The 18,984-nt window shown below is 50.2% G+C and carries 13 protein-coding genes; all 13 read left to right on the top strand.

What is annotated here, in order from left to right; all coding sequences use genetic code 11:
* Positions 1 to 300: 300 nt before the first annotated feature.
* The 13 genes from AC3WT9_RS34465 to AC3WT9_RS34405 all read left to right on the top strand — a co-directional run bounded on the left by AC3WT9_RS34465 (position 301) and on the right by AC3WT9_RS34405 (position 18,842).
* Positions 301 to 1,950 carry a response regulator gene (locus AC3WT9_RS34465; RefSeq protein WP_341379125.1) on the top strand — a complete coding sequence of 550 codons (1,650 nt, stop codon included), beginning with the start codon at positions 301 to 303 and terminating at the stop codon, positions 1,948 to 1,950.
* Positions 1,951 to 1,952: 2 nt separating this feature from the next.
* Complete coding sequence (locus tag AC3WT9_RS34460; RefSeq protein WP_341379124.1) at positions 1,953 to 3,782, top strand: sensor histidine kinase; 1,830 nt, start codon at positions 1,953 to 1,955, stop codon at positions 3,780 to 3,782.
* Positions 3,779 to 4,804 (top strand): substrate-binding domain-containing protein, encoded by a 1,026-nt coding sequence (locus AC3WT9_RS34455; RefSeq protein WP_341094410.1) that lies wholly within the window; start codon positions 3,779 to 3,781, stop codon positions 4,802 to 4,804. Before AC3WT9_RS34460 ends, AC3WT9_RS34455 begins: the two co-directional genes overlap by 4 nt.
* A 134-nt stretch (positions 4,805 to 4,938) precedes the next feature.
* Positions 4,939 to 5,988 carry a galactose ABC transporter substrate-binding protein gene (locus tag AC3WT9_RS34450; RefSeq protein ID WP_341379123.1) on the top strand — a complete coding sequence of 350 codons (1,050 nt, stop codon included), beginning with the start codon at positions 4,939 to 4,941 and terminating at the stop codon, positions 5,986 to 5,988.
* A gap of 91 nt (positions 5,989 to 6,079) precedes the next feature.
* Positions 6,080 to 8,041 carry a WG repeat-containing protein gene (locus AC3WT9_RS34445; RefSeq protein ID WP_341379122.1) on the top strand — a complete coding sequence of 654 codons (1,962 nt, stop codon included), beginning with the start codon at positions 6,080 to 6,082 and terminating at the stop codon, positions 8,039 to 8,041.
* Between the two features lie 289 nt (positions 8,042 to 8,330).
* Positions 8,331 to 9,101, top strand: a complete 771-nt coding sequence (locus AC3WT9_RS34440; protein ID WP_341379121.1) for a CAP domain-containing protein — start codon at positions 8,331 to 8,333, stop codon at positions 9,099 to 9,101.
* Positions 9,102 to 9,310: 209 nt separating this feature from the next.
* Positions 9,311 to 10,201, top strand: a complete 891-nt coding sequence (locus AC3WT9_RS34435) for a phosphotransferase family protein (protein ID WP_341094403.1) — start codon at positions 9,311 to 9,313, stop codon at positions 10,199 to 10,201.
* A 317-nt stretch (positions 10,202 to 10,518) separates the two neighbouring features.
* Positions 10,519 to 11,460, top strand: a complete 942-nt coding sequence (locus AC3WT9_RS34430; protein ID WP_341379119.1) for a GDSL-type esterase/lipase family protein — start codon at positions 10,519 to 10,521, stop codon at positions 11,458 to 11,460.
* A gap of 52 nt (positions 11,461 to 11,512) precedes the next feature.
* Positions 11,513 to 12,493 carry an ABC transporter ATP-binding protein gene (locus AC3WT9_RS34425; RefSeq protein ID WP_341379118.1) on the top strand — a complete coding sequence of 327 codons (981 nt, stop codon included), beginning with the start codon at positions 11,513 to 11,515 and terminating at the stop codon, positions 12,491 to 12,493.
* Positions 12,486 to 13,475 (top strand): ABC transporter permease, encoded by a 990-nt coding sequence (locus AC3WT9_RS34420; RefSeq protein WP_341094398.1) that lies wholly within the window; start codon positions 12,486 to 12,488, stop codon positions 13,473 to 13,475. The genes AC3WT9_RS34425 and AC3WT9_RS34420 overlap by 8 nt, the downstream gene beginning before the upstream one ends.
* A 68-nt stretch (positions 13,476 to 13,543) precedes the next feature.
* Complete coding sequence (parE, locus tag AC3WT9_RS34415; protein ID WP_038594314.1) at positions 13,544 to 15,526, top strand: DNA topoisomerase IV subunit B; 1,983 nt, start codon at positions 13,544 to 13,546, stop codon at positions 15,524 to 15,526.
* 239 nt (positions 15,527 to 15,765) lie between these two features.
* A complete protein-coding gene (gene gyrA / locus AC3WT9_RS34410; protein ID WP_341094395.1) occupies positions 15,766 to 18,207 on the top strand; it encodes a DNA gyrase subunit A in 2,442 nt (813 codons plus the stop codon).
* Between the two features lie 203 nt (positions 18,208 to 18,410).
* Positions 18,411 to 18,842 carry a MarR family winged helix-turn-helix transcriptional regulator gene (locus tag AC3WT9_RS34405; RefSeq protein ID WP_038594308.1) on the top strand — a complete coding sequence of 144 codons (432 nt, stop codon included), beginning with the start codon at positions 18,411 to 18,413 and terminating at the stop codon, positions 18,840 to 18,842.
* The last annotated feature ends 142 nt before the right edge of the window (positions 18,843 to 18,984 follow it).

Genomic DNA, 18,984 nt, shown 5'->3' with positions numbered 1-18,984 from the left:
CGTCTTTAGGCGCAGTTTGGCAACGAGGGGTTATACCCCTAGAGCAAACCACCCGTTGGACGGGTGGTCCTGATTTTCCGTCGTAGAGGTAAACCCCACCGTTCTGAGCTGAAGAATATCATTCCCTCAATTTGCTTATGTATACCCGTCCATTGCCACTGTATAATGAATTTGCTGAACCGGCGGAATAGCCATTCAGTATCTTTTACCCCTTACTTAAGTTAAACATAGATAGAGTTAATCGAATCAGCTAGAATAGTTTTATAATTACCTAAACAGAAATTATAAGAGGGATGAAGCATGTATAAATTGATTCTTGCCGAAGACGAAGAGGATGTAAGAGAAGGGATTATCGCACAGATCGACTGGGGCAGCTATGGTTTTGAGGTTGTAGATCAGGCGGAGAATGGCCGTGAGGCTGCGGAATCAATCGACCGCCTGCTGCCGGATGTGGTCGTGACCGACATCCAGATGCCATTTATGAACGGACTGCAGCTGTCCGAATGGATCCGCAGCCGTCACCCCAATACGAAGATCATAATTCTCACCGGCTACGATGAATTTGAGTACGCCCAGAAAGCGATTAAACTGCAAATTGACGAATATATTCTGAAACCGTTTTCTTCTCAGGAGCTGATCGACACACTGCTCAAGGTTAGAAAAACCATAGAGGCGGAAATCGCTGAGAAAGAAAATGTGTTTGTGCTGAGCGAGCATTACCGGAAGAGTCTGCCTGTGCTTCGTGAACAATTCCTCTCCTCGCTTGTTTCCCGTAGGCTGCGGCCCGTGGAAATCGCCGAGAAAAGTGCGGAATACGGCATCAACCTCTCTGGTGAGAGCTTTCAGTCTTCGGTAATCAGCATAGATTATATCCGTTCGGAGAAGAATGCAGGAGTTATCCAGAGTCTGCCCGTATCCCTGCGTGACACCGGCGACCGCAATTTGCAGCTGTTCGCGGTGCTTAATATTGCCGAGGAAATTTGTCTGAAGTATGGTTTCGGCAAAGTATTTATACACCGGGATGATGTCGTGCTGCTCTCGGTCAGCATGGAGAAGGATGAGGCGGAGATTACCGGAAAAACCTTTGCGATTTTGGAGGAGATCAGGCAAAATGTACAGCGTTTTCTAAAGCTGACGGTGACCTCAGGAGCCGGAACAGTATACCATACAGCGTCTATGCTGTTCAATTCATTCGGCGATGCGCTGCAGGCACTTGATTACCGCCTCATTCTCGGCAACAACAGAGTGATCTGGATCGAAGATGTGGAGTCAAGATCCAATCAAATGCTGGCTTATGACGAGCTGACCCAACAATCGCTGATCCGCACGATCAAACTGGGCACGCTACAGGAGCTGAAAGAGGTTGTCGACGAATTGTTCGGGGGACTGGACACCGCGCAGGTTTCGACCCAGGACTATCAGGTGTTTCTGCTGGAGATCATCACCTCGATTCTACGGGTGGCCAAGGAGTCAGGCAGTGAGACCACCGATTACATCGGATCAGGGCTGTCTTCGCTTACGGAAATCCATAAATTCAACAATATGGGCGAAGCTAAGCAGTGGATTATCCATGTGTGCAGCCGGCTGATGGATTCTATTGCTTCGGAGCGGCAGTCGAGCTACAAACAGCTGATTGGCCAAGCCAAGGAATACATCAGGGGTCATTATGAGGAGTCCGACATCTCGATCGGCAAAGTTTGCCAGCATTTGCATATCAGTACGGGATATTTCAGCAGCATTTTTAAGAAAGAGATGAAGATGACCTTTGTCAGCTATCTACTGCAGATCCGTCTGGAAGCTGCCAAGGAACTGCTGCGCTCAACAGAGCTGAAGGCTTTTGAAATTGCCGAAAAAATCGGTTTTGCCGACCCGAATTATTTCAGCTTCTGCTTCCGCAAGAAGTATGGACAATCTCCCAAAGAGTATAAGAACAGCTCCCGGGGAGGATAGCCATGAACAGGCCGAAGGCTTATTTTTTTCCGCTTCGCCCGCAGCAAGACAGACGCGGCAAAACAAGGATATCCTCCAAACTGCGGAGTATTCAGCTTATCATTACGGTGTCGTTCACGGCGATTACGGTGCTGGTTGCGGTGATCGTCAGCTTCATGCTGTACAACAAGTTTGCGAAGACAGCCGAGGAGAATGCCAATCTGAATATGCAGCAGATCATAGAGCAGGTGAATTATAATCTGGAGCTGTATGTCAAAGGAATGAGCAATATTTTTGAGACGGCGGAGGAACAGGTCACGACCAGTGCCTCTATTGATTCCCCGCTGCTGTACGAACGGATGGATACGCTGATGAACAGCAGAGAAGACTTGGTGTCGGTCGCCGTGTTTACGCTGCAGGGGAAATATGTGGTTGGGACCCCGGGCCAGAACATGCGCCTGAATACACAGCTGGAAAGTCAGAGCTGGTTCACCACCGCCAAAAAAAGCTCGGAGATTTCCTATTCCGCACCGCATATCCAAAATTTATTCAAGGGGCGCTATACCTGGGTTGTCTCCATCAGCAAAATGATTCAATACAGAGAAAACGGAGAATTGAAAACCGGCATCCTGCTGATCGACTTCAACTTCCGGACGATTGATGAGCTGAGCCGGCAGGTCAAGCTTGGCAAAAGAGGATACGCATACATTTTGGACTCGCTGGGCAATATCGTTTATCACCCGCAGCAGCAGCTGATTTATGCCGGTCTAAAGTATGAGAACGTGGAACCGGTGCTGGAGTATGCTTACCGCAGCTATCTGGATGAATCAACAGGAGAGAAACGTTTTATCACCGTACGCACGCTGGCCGAAACCGGCTGGAAAATCGTTGGTGTCGCTTATTACGATGAAATTGTGACTACGAAACGGGATCTGAATCAATTTCTGGTCTGGTTTCTGGCCGCTGTTATTCTTGGCGTCATTGCTGTCTCCGTCTTCCTGTCCTGGCTCATTGCCAGTCCGATCCGCAAGCTGGAGCGGACCGTCAAGCAGGTAGGTGAGGGTGACCTGAATACTCCGATCAATGTCAGCGGCGCTTATGAGGTTGAACAGCTGTCGCGGCGCTTTAACCTGATGCTCCAGCGGATCCGCCAGCTGATGGACCAGATTATTTATGAGCAGGAGACCAAGCGCAAAGGTGAGCTTGAAGTACTGCAGTCGCAGATCAACCCGCACTTTTTGTACAACACGCTGAACTCTGTCATCCGGCTTGCCGAACGGGGCAAAAACGAGGAAGTGGTCACGATGATCCAATCGTTGTCGAAGTTTTTCCGGATCAGCCTGAGCAAGGGGAATAATATTATTACCGTGCAGGAAGAGCTGGACCATATCCGCCATTATCTTGTCATCCAGAGCTTCCGCTTCAAGAATAAATTCCGCTTTGAAATCAAGGCGCAGGATGAGGTGCTCCAGTACCAGACGATCAAGCTGATTCTGCAGCCGATTGTAGAAAATGCACTGTATCACGGGATTGAAATGCTGCCGGACGAAGGTCTGATCTCCATTAGTGCCGAGCTTCAGCATGGCTTAATTGTCATCACAATCAGCGACAACGGTCTAGGAATGCCGAGGGAAATGCTGAATATGATCTTGAGCGGCGGGACCAAAAGCGGCAGCGGCTCTGGTGTAGGCGTGCGGAATGTGAATGAACGGATCAGACTTTATTACGGACGCGAATTCGGTCTTGCATTTGAAAGCGAGCTTGAGGAAGGCACAACGGTCACTATTACATTCCCGGCAATCCAAACCGCAGAGGGGCCGGAGCCGCAGAAGGAGGATGAATCATCTCCATGAGAAGCAAACGATTGTGGCTGATCCTGCTGCTTTGTCCGGTGCTGTGGCTGACGGTCACTTCCTGCTTCAATACGTCTCCCGCCGCTTATATCAGCACCAATAAAACGCATAATATTGATATGATTGTCAAGATGAACAAAGGGGATTACTGGAACACGGTTAAGCTCGGTGCTGAAGCCGCCGCCAAGGAATTTAATGTCAAGCTGACGTTCAAGGCACCTGATTCTGAGAGTGAGATTGATAAGCAGATTACCATGGTTGAGGATTCTATTAATCAAAAGGCAGAGGCGATTATTTTGGCAGCCAGCAGCTATATGGGATTGGCCCAGGTAGTGGATCAGGCCGCCTATTACAAAATCCCTGTTATTTCCGTCGATGCCGAGGTTGGTTCGGCCAGAGTCAAAGCCTACGTGGGTTCAAATGGCTATGAAGCCGGACAGAAATCAGCGGAAAGACTGATACAGCTGTTGAACGGATATGGTGAGATTGGAATCATCAATTTCACCAACTCCTCTCAGAACGTGCAGCCGGAATCCAGCGGACCGATTGATTATGGAGCCCGGGACGCAGAAGAAAGGGAAAAGGGTTTCCTGAACTATGCGGCCCGTTATCCGAATGTTAAGGTCGTGCAGATTTCCTACACCTCCTCGAATACAGCCAATGCGGAATCATTGACCCGGGACATGCTCCAGAACCATCCCGATTTGCGCGGAATCGCCACATTGAATGAAACGGCGTCGCAGGGTGCGGGCAAAGTACTGCAGAATCTGAAGCAGCATAAGGTTAAAATGGTGGCCTTCGACAGCTCTCCCTCGATGATGGAAATGCTTCAGGACGGAACCGTCCAGGCAACTGTGATCCAGAATCCGTTCAGCAACGGTTATCTGGCCGTGAAATATGCAGCCCAAGCCCTGGAAGGCATCGACATTCCGGAGCGTGCGGATACTGGCACCAAGCTGATTGACCTGGAAAACATGCTATGGCCCGAGAATCAAAAGCTGCTGTTTCCTTTTGTCCGGTAGCATAGGGAACTCATTAGAATATTTATTGAATACAGTAGGATTTTATATTCGCAACTGTGCTTTTTTCAGGCATAATGATGTACCTGGGACAGATCCGGCATGAGAAAGATTTACCCTCGGGAGGTCAATTAGTGATGAAAAAAAAGTCTTCCGTTTTATTCGCCGTGTTGCTGGGTGCTGCTATGTCCGGCTGCGGGGGCAGCCCTGCGAATACCGGCGGCAGCGCTGAGGCAATCCCTGGTGGTACCGGCTCAGCTCCAAAAATTGGTGTAGCCATTTATAAATTCAGCGATACGTTTATGGCCGGTGTCCGCAAATCGGTTGTGGCGGCAGCTAAAGGCATCGCAGCTGTGGACATTGTAGACAGCAAAAACTCCCAGCTTACGCAAAATGATAAGGTTGACGTTTTCATTACCAAGGGATATAAAGGCATGCTGATTAATCCGGTTGACCGCACTGCCGCAGGCGTCATCATCGACAAAGCAAAAACAGCCGACATTCCGGTTGTCTTCCTTAATCGTGAACCGTTTCCGGAAGATATGAAGAAATGGGACAAGGTGTATTATGTAGGCGCCAAAGCGGAAGAATCGGGCACCATGTCCGGCCAGATTATCGCGGAATACTGGAAATCCCATCCAGAAGCCGATAAGAACGGCGACGGAGTGCTTCAATATGTCATGCTGAAGGGCGAGCCGGGACACCAGGATGCCGAGCTGCGCACCAATTATTCCATTCAGGCGATTGAAGATGAAGGTATCAAGGTCGAGAAACTGGCGGAAGACAGCGGAATGTTCGACCGGGTGAAGGGCCAGGAGAAAATGGCGGGCTTTCTGAAGACCTGCGGAGACAGGATAGAAGCTGTGCTTGCCAACAACGACGACATGGCCCTCGGTGCAATTAAAGCTCTAAAAGCTGACGGATATTTTTCCGGCGGGAAATACATGCCGGTAGTTGGTGTAGATGCGACAGCTCCGGCCGTTAAAGCACTGAAAGAGGGAACCATGCTGGGTACTGTGTTAAATGATGCCCATATTCAAGGCAAAGCAGCAATCCAACTTGCGGCGGTTCTCTCTAGAGGCGAAGCGCCAACCAAACAAAATATTGGTTTCGATATTACCGATAACCAGTATGTATGGATTCCCTATAAGAAGATTACCAGAGACAATGTCGCCGATGTCGAATAATTAGGAAAGCGTCAGACCTTACAACCACACACCATTTCTCCCTTGACCACATATCCTATAGGCAAAAGCCCTTGTAAAGGAGAGCGACGGGATGCTGAGGATTAAGCTGAATGAGCTGGCGAAAGGAACGGATAACAGCCTGCTGCAGACGGAAGTGTGGAGATGGGACGGGATTGGCTGGAATGAATGTATTCCTCAGCAGGAAGAGGATTTCATCCGTGCGGATGATGATCTGTTCGTAACGATTCCTGCAGAAGCGGGTTTGTATCGGGTAGATTACTCCAAAAAGCCTGTAGAGGCGCTTTATTTCCTGCCTGAGGTGGATGACAGTGAGCTGCGGGCGGATTTGCTGCACCCCGCTCCTTTTAAGCTTAAAGAGGGGACTCGTTGGGGGTACATCAACAATGAAGGACGGACGGTTATTGAACCAAGGTATGAATATGCTGAGGATTTTCAGGAGAACGGCCTGGCGATTGTGCAGCGCAACGACAAGAGCGGCCTGATTGACAGCTCCGGGCGGGAGAAAGTGAGACCGGCCTATTCCTTTATTGCCCCTTTTTCAGAAGGCCGTGCTGTGGTTTCCGATGCCAAAGGCTATACGTTGATTGACGAAAGAGGCAAGCAGGTTACAGCAGCGCGTTATGATTACTTAAATTCGCTGCATGAAGGGCGTGCGATGTTCTCCAAACAAAGTACAACGGGTACTTCCCACTACGGATATCTGGATGCCCAGGGAAAGGAAGTACTGCCTGCGGTTTACGAGGACGCCAGTGATTTCATGAACGGAACGGCACTGGTCAAGCTGGGCGAAAGGGAGTTTGCGCTGATAGACCCGCAAGGCACCGTGCTGCATACGTATAAATATCCATTTGTAGGTTATCCGGGGGATGGCCTGCTGGCATACCAGGCTACCGAGAACGGTAAATACGGATATCTGCGGATAGACGGAAGCATCGCAATAGAGCCGCAGTATACAGCTGCCCTGCCATTTTCTGCGGGAAGAGCGGTGATCAATACGGCAGAGAATTATGGCAACGCCTATGGCCTGATTGACAAGCAGGGTAAGCTCGTAGTCCCGGCCCAGTATTATGAAGTTCAACAGCTGGGTGAAGACCGGGTGGCATTGGGTACACCAGTGTATCCAGACGAGCCTTACCGCGGTTCCCGTTATGCTATCGCTGATGCGGTAACCGGCAGAATCCTCAGTACTCACCCCTTGCTGGGTGTGAACAATTATCAGAATGGACTCGCCTCAGTGTTTGACGCCACAGATACCTATTTCATCGACAAAAGCGGAAAAAAAGCAGCTCAGCCGCCTGTAATTGCCGGTTCAGGCACACTTTCCTTCAGCGGAAGTCTGATCAGGGCTGACGTGGATCAGCGGACAGCCTATTACGACCGGCGGGGCAATCAGGTATGGAAGCAAAATGGAGTCATAACGCTCCGGCCGCCTTATTCAGTGCTGGAGAAGAAATACAAACCGAATAGAGACTATTTGGTGTATTATCCGGTTATCGAAGGGATCGCAAACTCCGAGGTCTCCAGAGAAGTAAATGACAAGCTGCGCAGCCTGTCCCTTGCCGAAGGAGCGGGGACCGGTGAAGGCACGCAGGATTACAGCTATACCGGGGATTTTGACGTCTCCTTCTTCCGCAAAAATCTGCTAGTCCTGGAATTGAGCGGCTACAAGTACCCTTTTGGCGCTGCCCATGGCATGCCTACCCGGATTTATGTTCATATCAATTTGCGCAACGGCAAGTTTTATGCTCTTCGTGACCTGTTCAAGCCGGGCAGCAAATATGTGGCGAAGCTCAGCGCAATTGTCGGCAAACAGATTGCGAACGATCCCCAGTACTCTTACGTTTTTCCGGACACCTACAAGGGGATTACGGCGGATCAGCCCTTTTTTGTTGATGAAGAAGCACTGTATCTGTATTTCGCTCCTTACGAGATCGCCCCGTATGCTGCTGGTTTCCCGACATTCCGCATTCCTTATGCAGAAATCATGGGTCTGATCTCGACCGAAGGCGAGTTCTGGCAGTCTTTCCATTAAGCTTCCAGCTACAAAGATAACGTCTTAACCTGTACAGAATGTACAGCGAAGTCAATAGGAGGCTGCTGTCCTGATTAGGATGGCGGCTTTTTTGTTGTATTGGAGTTGAAATGTACAAGCCGTCTGCTTGCCTATCTGGCAATCTATTAATGTAAAAATTTAGAAGCGCACAGCTGAGAGATTTATGCTACAATGACTGAGGAACAGATTACAACTTTGTAATATTTGGAGCCCATTACTTCGGCCGACAGCAACATAACAAATACATCATGAACAAGGAGATGGCAGAATGAAGAGCAAAACTTTAAGAGCAATGATAGGTGGAAGTGTGGCGGCAGTGATGGCGCTTAGCATTTCTCTTCCAATACAGGCAAATGCAGAGGCAGGCAATACTGTGACTGGAGCACCAACTAATTTCGCACAATTCATGCAATATTTTAACCAATATAGCCTTAAGGGATTTCCTTTTTCCAATACAACAGTGACAGTTTACAAATCTCAACCGGTTGTTGTTCCTACAAACACACCTGCACCGGTTGCAACAGCTAAACCAACAGCGACACACGTAGCAACAGCCGCACCAACGGTGACACCAGTAGCAACGCCTGTAGCGACAGCTAAACCAACGGCAACACCGGTTGCGACACCAAAACCAACGGCAACACCAGCAGCAGCAGCAGTCAGCACTCAAGAGTCATATATCCAGCAAATCGTTACGCTTGTGAATAAGGAACGTGCGACAGCAGGGCTGTCCCCGGTCAGCGCTTTGGAAAGCCTGAACAAAGTGGCCGCAGCTAAAGCAACCGATATGCGTACGAATAACTACTTTTCGCATACATCCCCGACGTACGGATCGCCTTTTGATATGATGGCCACTTTTGGCGTTACTTATCGGGCTGCCGGGGAGAACATTGCAATGGGCCAGAGAACTCCGCAAGAAGTAATGACGGCCTGGATGAACAGTGAGGGACACCGTGCCAATATTCTGAGTGCGAACTTTAACTACATCGGCGTAGGTTTCGACAACAATTACTGGGTTCAGGAATTCATCGGAAAATAAACCTTATGAACAGTACAAAACCCGTTCTCCGGCATTGCCGGGGGCGGGTTTTGTACTGTTTAAGATCTTGAAAACGTTTACTGATATTGATATGTTAGAAGAATCTTAGTTATGGAGAGGTTTGCGAAATGTGTTGTGAGGCTTAAAGTGATCAGTTATACGTTTCAAATGAACACTTCCCCCCCTTGTTTAGCTTGAGAGGAGCAGCAATGGATAAAAAATTAATTGATTTCAAGCAGAAAATTGCCGAGTATTTTCCTCAGATGAATATTACCTCAATAAAATCCGGCTTTGACCATGGATTGCATAATGATTTGATTCTTGTGAACGACGAATTAGTGGTGAGGTTCGCAAAAGATGATGCTGCAAAAAAGCTGCTAGAGAATGAATACAGGTGTATTCGCCTCTTAAAGGACAAGACAAACGTGCCTGTACCCGACATGAGCTGTGTTGATTACGGCGTCGTGTGTTACCCTTATATTCACGGTCAGCCATTATTCCGTCATCGCCTCTTTCAGCTCGATGCCGCGGAGCAACAATCAATCATGGAGCAGATCGCGGATTATATGAAACAAATTCACACAATACCTTTGGCGGAAGTGAGGAGGGCAGGCATTGCAGTTTCCCTGGCATCCACAGACGATCCATCTGAACACTATCAGAATATCATGAATGGTTATGAACGCATTAAAAGGGAATTATACCCCCACATGAGACCCTATACGAGATCTTGTGTGGATGCGGCCTACAAAGGACTAGAAAATGGTTCCGAGTGGTTTGACTATACGCCATGCTTAATCCACGGTGACTTGGCTCTGGAGCATTTTATTCTTGATGAGGATTATAAGAATATCACAGGTATTTTGGATTTTGGTGTTGCAGGAACCGGCAATCCGGCGCATGATATGGGCGTATTACTGGATGGACTGGGTGAACGCTTTACGTCGCTAATGTGTCCTGTTTACCCCGATTTGGATATAGTTCTATCACGTGCTAGAGTGGGACTTTGCAGTGCCGGCTGGCATTTACGAGGGAATGATACCGGCGATATATTCTGGCATTTGACGCATCTCATGACGGCAAAAGATATTCATTATTGATTTAACTTCTTTTCCCGGAACCGAAATAAAGAAGCAAGGACACTCTCCTTGCTTCTTTATGCTGTGATCTGATTGATATAGGGGCAGCCCGCAGCTTGCCGATTAAGAGCTGGCTCAAAGGAAAAGACCATATTTTTTTTGAGAAAAATATGCTTTCAATTGATATAATAGACTATTAAGGACAAAAACCGCCAAATTTCGCTTGAGCGGTGGATATTTGCAAATTAAGTATAGAAGAATTATGTTTATCTACATAGTTAAGAAGTTTGTAAAATGTGGAACACTGGAGATAAGAACTGGCATACGGAGGGATGGCTTTGAACGACTCAAAATGGACCTGGCGCACTGTGAGCCTGATTTCCATAGCAGCAACGTTAGTTTTGATCGTTGGGTTTGGATATGCGGTGAACGATATTATATACCCGAAGGGTGAAGTTCTTTCAACCTCTTTGCCGCAGGAAACACCGGTTCCCACGGCGGCAAGCAGCGATGAAGTGAAAATATTGGCACTTGGCGACTCTTTGGCCAAAGGCACTGGTGACAACACCGGAAACGGTTTTGTAAAGCGGACACTGGACGGTCTGTCTGCTGGCGGAGGCAAGGCGGAGCTGCTTGGCAATATGGGCATCAACGGGCTGACAACCGCAGGCCTGCAAAGCAAGCTCAAAGAAGAAGGTGTTCGGTATGCCTTGCGGCAGGCCAACGTCGTGCTGGTCTCGATTGGGGGCAATGATTTGTTCAGGGACTCGGATATAATGGGAACGGGCAGTGCAGAACAGGGGACAACCTCGACGGAGACAGGGAGCCCTACGGACATTGCTTCAATGCCTGGAGCAGATCCTTCTGAAACAGGGACTGCGAGCGGGAAGACCGGCTCATCCGGGACAACCGTTCCTTCGGCAACTGAAGATGAGGTGACGCCGGAGTCGCTGCTGGCCGCGCTGCCAGACGCTTCGAAACGGCTTGGCGGGATTCTGGAGAGCATTGCCGAGATCAATCCGCAGGCGCAAATTTATTATGTCGGATTATATAATCCGTTTGGAGATATAGAGGATCTGCTGGTGCCCGGCAATCAAGCGGTTACCACCTGGAATAACGCGGCAATGGATATCATTAACACACACAGCAATATGACACTCGTTCCAACCTTTGATTTGTTCAACCGCCATCTGGATAAGTATCTTTCAAACGATCATTTTCACCCGAACGGCGACGGCTATCAGCGGATGAGTGAACGAATCATACAGGCTGTGCGCTAAGGATGTACTTCACCGCAAGTCAGAAATGATCGTAGCAAGGAGTTGTGAGAACATGGTTAAAGACATAAGCGGAGAAGCCGGGACAGTTATTCTGTCAGTGGAAGGTGTCCGCAAAAAAATCGGCCGGAAATGGATCATTGATGATGTTACCTTCAACGTGAAGCAAGGGGAAATCTTCGGTTTCCTTGGACCCAACGGGGCCGGCAAAACAACTACAATCCGTATGCTTGTGGACCTGATTCGCCCAAGTGAAGGAAAGATAACCGTCTGCGGCTATAACGTTAACCGTGAACCGGAAAAAGCGCTGCAATATGTTGGCTCGATCGTAGAGAATCCGGAAGTGTATACCTATCTGACAGGCTGGGAGAATCTGCAGCATTTCGCCCGCATGCAGCCAGGCGTGGACAAGGCGCGAATTGCTGAGGTAGTGGACATTGTCCGGCTGGACCAGCGTATTCATGACAAGGTGAGCACCTATTCTCTGGGGATGAGGCAGCGGCTTGGAATTGCCCAGGCGCTGCTGGGCCGTCCCCGGCTGCTGATTCTGGATGAGCCGACAAACGGTCTGGACCCTAAAGGGATCAAAGAATTGCGCGAATTTATCCGCGAGCTTGCTGGGGAAGGTCTTGCGGTATTTGTATCGAGCCATTTGCTGAGCGAAATTCAGCTGCTGTGCGACCGGGTTGCGATTATCAGCAAAGGCCGCGTGCTGGCGGTTGGCGGGGTAAATGAACTTGTTGCGCGTAATTCCCCTTATGTGCTATGGGATCTGGAGCCTTTGGACAGGGCAAGAACGATACTGGCCGGACGTCCTGACATCAAGCTTCTCGAACTGGATGAGGTTACACTTGACGACTCTGTCATTGCCGGAATGGGCGCGAATTCCCTCATCACGGTCATGGATGAAGACCTGATTCCGGAGATTGTTGCCGTGCTCGTCACAGCGGAAGTGGAAGTTAGCGCCGTGCATAAAATAAATCCCACACTGGAACAGCTATTCTTGAAGCTAACGGAAGGTGAAACTATTGATTAATTTGCTTCCGCTCATCCGTAATGAGTGCCTGAAGATTATAAAAAAGAAACGGTTTTATGTTATACTGCTAATTCTGGTCGTACTTGTGCCTATGTTTACCTATGCACAGATGCGTATAGCCGAGCGCAGCCGGGACAAGTTTAATTCGGACTGGAGACTGGAGGTACAGCAGCAGATTACCGATAATCAAAATTCACTAGGCAGCGACCGGATTCCCGAGGAATGGAAGTCCTACCGGCGGATATTCGTCCAGCAGCTGCAGTATTATCTGGACCATGATGTCAATCCGAATGAGCCCAGCGGGGTTACCTTTACCCGCGAGTTCCTGGACAACTCAGTCTCCTTGTTCATTCCGCTGCTGATTATGGCAGTAGCCTCAGATCTTGTATCCGGGGAAAGGACGACCGGTACAATTAAGATGCTGCTGACCCGGCCGGTTAAACGCTGGAAGGTGCTGTTCAGCAAGCTGGCGGCGCTGCTGATGTTCGTCTCCTTGATTGTACTGTCGGTGTTTGCAATCAGCTATCTGATTTCGGGGCTTGTTTTTGGGTACAAGGGCTTTAATCTTCCTGTATTTACCGGGTTCCAAATCAGCGGAGATGCTGTGGATATGTCGGCTGTCCATTCCGTACCGCAGTGGAAATACCTGCTGATGCAGGGCGGATTAATCTGGTTCGTGAGCGTAGTCGTCGCCCTGCTGGCATTTATGGTGTCGGTGCTGGTGCGCAGCACAGCGGCAAGCATCGTGGTGATGATGGCCGCACTGATCGCCGGAACGATTCTGACCAATATGGCTTCGGCCTGGACGACGGCTAAATATTTATTCATGGTTAATCTGGGATTAACCGGGTATTTGGCCGGAACACCGGCACCGATTGAGGGGATGACACTGCCTTTTTCCATGGCTGTACTGGCCGTTTGGGGGATTTCTGCAGTAATCATTTCATTCGCCGTCTTTACGAAACGGGATATTTTGAATTAGAATGTACAAAGTGAACCAAAACGTTTGTTTGCATTTCATAGATAGAGAGAAAAGAAGGAGGAGCATGAATGCTCGAACAGATCGATATGTTTGCAAAAGTCTCTAAGAACGCCGAAACAGGCCGGACTGGATACGATGCTGACGACATTCAAGTGCTCGAAGGTCTGGTTGCGGTCCGCAAACGGCCCGGCATGTATATCGGCAGTACGAGTTCCTCGGGACTGCACCATCTCGTATGGGAAATAGTGGATAACGCCGTAGATGAGCATTTAGCCAAGTTTTGCTCGAAGATTGATATTACACTACGCAAGGACGGTTCGGTTACCGTCATTGATAACGGCCGGGGAATCCCGACCGGGATGCATAAGACCGGAGTGCCTACACCGCAGGTTGTTTTCACGATCCTGCATGCCGGTGGTAAATTCGGCGGCTCCGGGTACAAGAAATCGGGCGGTTTGCATGGCGTAGGGGCTTCAGTTACCAATGCGCTGTCCGAGTGGCTGGAAGTCGAAATTTATCGTGACGGCAAAATCCACCGCCAGCGCTTCGAATATTGGGTAGATGCAAAGGGGAAAGAGCATGTCGGTGAGCCTGTTACCGGTCTTGAGGTGCTGGGAAATACGAATAAGACCGGTTCGAAGATTACCTTCAAGCCGGATATTCGCGTCTTCCCGAATGGCATTGCCCTGAACTATGATACCCTTGCAGAACGGGTGCAGGAGATCGCCTTTCTGAACTCCGGGCTGCGGATTAATCTAAGTGACGAGCGCAGCGGCCGCCAGGATGAATTTTTCTATGAAGGCGGAGCAAGCCAGTTCGTGCAGTTTCTCAATGAGGGCAAGGATGTGCTGCATGACGTCATCCATTTCAGTTCGGAGAAGGATGATATTGAGGTAGAGGTGGCATTGCAGTATAACGCAGGTTATACCGAAACGCTGGCCTCCTTCGTCAATTCGATTCCTACGCGCAGCGGGGGAACACATGAGACCGGCTTCAAGACAGCTTATACCCGCGTGCTGAATGATTATGCCCGCCGGACACAGCTGCTTAAGGAGAAGGACAAGAACCTGGAGGGCAATGATCTGCGCGAAGGCATGATGGCGGTAATCAGCGTCAAGATGTCCGAGGTAGAATTCGTCGGCCAGACGAAGGATCAGCTCGGAAGCGCTTCTGCCCGCAGTGCCGTCGACTTTATCGTGTCCGAGAACATGGCCCGTTTCCTGGAGGAGAATCCGCAGGTGGCGCAAAGCCTGCTGAAGAAATCCATCCAGGCCTCCAGAGCCCGTGAAGCGGCGCGTAAGGCCCGCGATGAAATCCGCAGCGGCAAGAAACGCAGTGAAAGCTCCAACCTGGGCGGCAAGCTCTCACCTGCGCAGTCCAAGGACGTTACGCGTACAGAGCTGTTTATCGTCGAAGGCGATTCCGCCGGAGGATCAGCCAAGCAGGGGCGTGACTCCAAGATTCAGGCTATTCTGCCGCTTAAGGGCAAGCCGATGAATCCGGAGAAGGCCAAGCTGCTGGACATTCTTAAGAATGATGAGTACAAGGCGATTATTTCCGCAATCGGTGCGGGAATCGGTCCGGATTTTGCCGTAGAAGACAGCAATTATTCCAAAATTATCATTATGACCGATGCTGATACGGACGGTGCGCATATTCAAGTGCTGCTGCTGACCTTTTTCTACCGGTACATGAAGCCGTTGATTGACGCCGGCAAGGTGTTTATCGCCCAGCCGCCGCTGTATAAGCTGACCCGCAAATCAGGTAAGCTGGAGACGGTACGTTACTCCTGGAGCGATGAGGAACTGCAGAATTACCTCAAGGAATTCGGCAAAAACTTCGAGCTGCAGCGGTACAAAGGACTCGGCGAGATGAATCCCGACCAGCTGTGGGAGACGACGATGAACCCGGAATCACGCACGCTGCTTCAGGTGCAGATTGAGGACGCCGCAAAGGCGGAGCGCCGCGTATCCACGCTGATGGGCGACAAGGTCGATCCCCGTAAGCGCTGGATTGTCGAAAACGTCGACTTTACCGAATTTGTAGAGTAGTGTGCAAGTGACGATTATCCCGATTGTTAAAAAGAGATTGGTGATCTGAGGAACGAAGGGAAGTTTGGAACTGCAGAAGCGTCAGCGTTCGCCTTTATTCTCGAATTTCACCCGTAAAGCGGGTCAAATTGAAGAAATTCGGGAATAACAGCGATCGGAAGTCCAAACATTCCCCGCAGTGACAAGGGATCACCACACTTTTTTTAGGCGGGCAGTTTGAGGAACAGAAGGTGAGCCAAGTGAGCAGTTTATCAGAACAATTTTCACCGGCTTTTCTGGAAGAGGTCGTCGGTGACCGCTTTGGCCGGTATTCCAAATATATCATTCAGGACCGGGCGATTCCGGACGTGCGTGACGGGCTGAAGCCTGTACAGCGCCGGATTCTATACGCCATGTACGATTCCGGGAATACCCCGGACAAGCCGTACCGTAAATCCGCCAAAACCGTCGGGGATGTCATGGGTAATTATCATCCCCACGGGGATTCGTCGATTTATGACGGAATGGTGCGGATGGCGCAGCCTTGGAAGATGGGCCATGTGCTTGTGGACGGACATGGCAACTGGGGCTCAATGGATGATGATCCGGCAGCCGCGATGCGGTACACGGAAGCCCGCCTGTCGCCGATTGCCATGGAGATGATGCGCGACATCGAGAAGCGCACCGTGCTGTTCAAAGATAACTTTGACAACACAGCCAAGGAGCCAGTGGTGGTTCCTTCACGTTATCCGAATCTGCTGGTCAACGGAACGAGCGGCATTTCTGCCGGATTCGCCACGGAGATCCCGCCCCATAATTTGCGTGAGGTCATTGATGCCTGTATCGCGGTGATGCAAAAGCCGGAGATTGAGCTCGAGGACATCATGACATTTATCAAAGGTCCGGATTTCCCGACAGGCGGTACGATTATGGGCGGCGAAGGAATTATGGACGCCTACCGTACCGGCAAAGGCCGCATTTACCTGCGCTCCAAGACAGAGATTGAGAATCTGCGCGGCGGCAAACAGCAGATCGTTATTACGGAAGTGCCGTTCCAGATCGTGAAATCACGATTGGTCACCTCCATGGAGAACATCCGTCTGGAGAAGAAGATCGAAGGCATCGCCGAAGTCCGCGACGAAAGCGGACGGGAAGGCCTGCGCATTGTGGTGGAGCTGAAGAAGGAAGCCGACGCCCAGGGCGTGTTGGCTTATCTGCTAAAGAAAACCGACCTGCAGGTCACTTATAACTTCAATATGGTGGCGATTGTCAACAAGGCTCCGCAGCAGCTTGGCCTCAAGGCTATCCTGCAAGCCTATATCGCCCATCAGCGTGATGTGGTTACCCACCGCACCCAGTTCGACCTGGAAAAAGCAGAGGACCGCGCCCACGTCCTGGAAGGGCTTGTAAAGGCATTGAACATTCTGGATGAGGTTATCGCTGCGATCAAGGCATCGAAGAACCGCCAGGATGCCCAGAACAATCTGGTATGGATGTTCGGCTTCAGCGAACGCCAAGCCGATTCCATCCTTACCTTGCAGCTGTACCGTCTGACCAATCTGGAGATAAACTCGCTCCAGAAGGAACTGGACGAAATGCAGGCGCGGATTGCTATGTTGCGCGGCATCTTGGACAGCGACAAAAAACTGATCGCCGTCATCCGCAAGGAACTGCTGGAGATCCGTGATAAATACGGGATAGACCGCCGCTCGCTTATTCAGGGCGAGGTTGAAGAGCTGAAGGTCAGCCTTGAAGTACTGGTGAACGCCGAGGATGTGCTTGTCGCACTTTCGGCCGATGGTTACATCAAACGGACCGGAATGCCTTCGTTCACGCGTTCGGGCAGTGAACGCCAAGCCTCCGGTGTTAAGGAAGGCGACCATATCGTCAAGCTGCTGGATCTCAATACAAGGGACAGCCTGCTTGTATTTACCCGCAAAGGCCAATATTTCCTGCTTCCGGTTCATCAGATACCGGAATTCAAGTGGAAAGAGCCCGGCACGGCAATCGTGAACGTCATCAGCCTGGCAAAAGGGGATGGCATTGTCAGCGTGCTGCCGGTGGGCAATCTGGAGGAGCCTAAGGCGAGTCTGGTTTTCGTCACGCGTAAGGGCCAGGTCAAACGTACGGAGCTCAAGGAGTACTCTACGAGCCGTTCCGGAGCCGTGGCTGCCTGCAAGGTGGCTGATGGCGACGAGATCATTACAGTGGCGCTGAGCAGCGGAGACAAGGACATCGTGCTTGTGACCCGCGAAGGGATGAGCATCCGGTTCCGCGAGAACGAAGTCAATCCGATGGGCCGTGTGGCCAGCGGGGTCCGCGGTATTCAGCTTCGCGAAGGCGATGAAGTAGTTTCCTGCTTCTGGGTAAGCGAAGACGAAGGCGAAATACTGGTTGTCTCTGACCTTGGATATGCGAAACGGACACTATTAGTGGATTATCCGTCGCAAAGCCGCGGCGGCAAAGGGATGCCGACCTTCGAGTTCAAGGAAGGCAAACGGGTCAAACCGAACGGCAGCAGGCTGGCAGGGGCATTCCACTGTAAGGAGCCGCTGGAGTTAGTCGCCTTTACCCGTGATGGCTTGCATCATCAGTTCTCTTCTGAGGCTGCTCCGCTGGGTGATCGCCGTTCTACAGGCAAACAACTTGTTCCGGTTGAGAAGAAGGATGAGATCATCACTCTTTTACCTGCAATTAAGTAATTCGTATGCACTGCAACAGGGCTAACATACAAAAGGCGTTTGACGGCTCCTCACGGGCTGGCCACAACGCCTTTTTGTATAGGTAAAGTAACGGATAACAAGGGTTTTGGTTATTTATTTTTTCGTTTTGCAGGAAATGGAATTTCTTTCTCGAAAATGTAGATATACCGGATTGAAATCCGCAGGGAAAGGAAGGAGTAACTGTGCATTCCTCAGAATTCAGTAAGATTTGGCATAAAATATTGAAGGACTATAAGCTACATATGGATAGCAAGCTTGCGCCTACGCTGACAGATGCCCAACTCACCGTGCTTGAATTGCTTCAGGAACGTGACGCAATGAAGCCTTCTGATCTGGCCCCGCATCTCGCGACCAGCCCGGCGGCGGTGACGATGCTGCTTGACCGGATGGAGAAGCATAATTTGATTGTGCGTGAACGCGATGCAGCGGACCGGCGGATTGTCTGGGTGAGCATCACGGAGAACGGACAGAAAGAGACCGAGCGCGGACTCCAGATCCGCAGTGATTTTTTTGCCGAAGCGCTTGATCCGATTTCTTCACATAATCAGCAGCTGCTGCTTTATCTGATGGGCAAGATGGCGGTTGCTCCAACGCCGGAAGGCTCTACACCCTGAACCTAAACTTGGATCTTATGAATACTTATATAACCTCAAAAAACAGGCCATCCGTTAACGGATGGCCTCAGGCTGTCGAGAAAGTCTCGACAGCCTTATTTATATGTAAATAATTTAAGACGACACCGCGTTAATGTTGTAT

Source organism: Paenibacillus sp. EB106-06-01-XG199, assembly GCF_058791575.1.
This window is presented reverse-complemented; position numbering and strand designations above follow the sequence as displayed.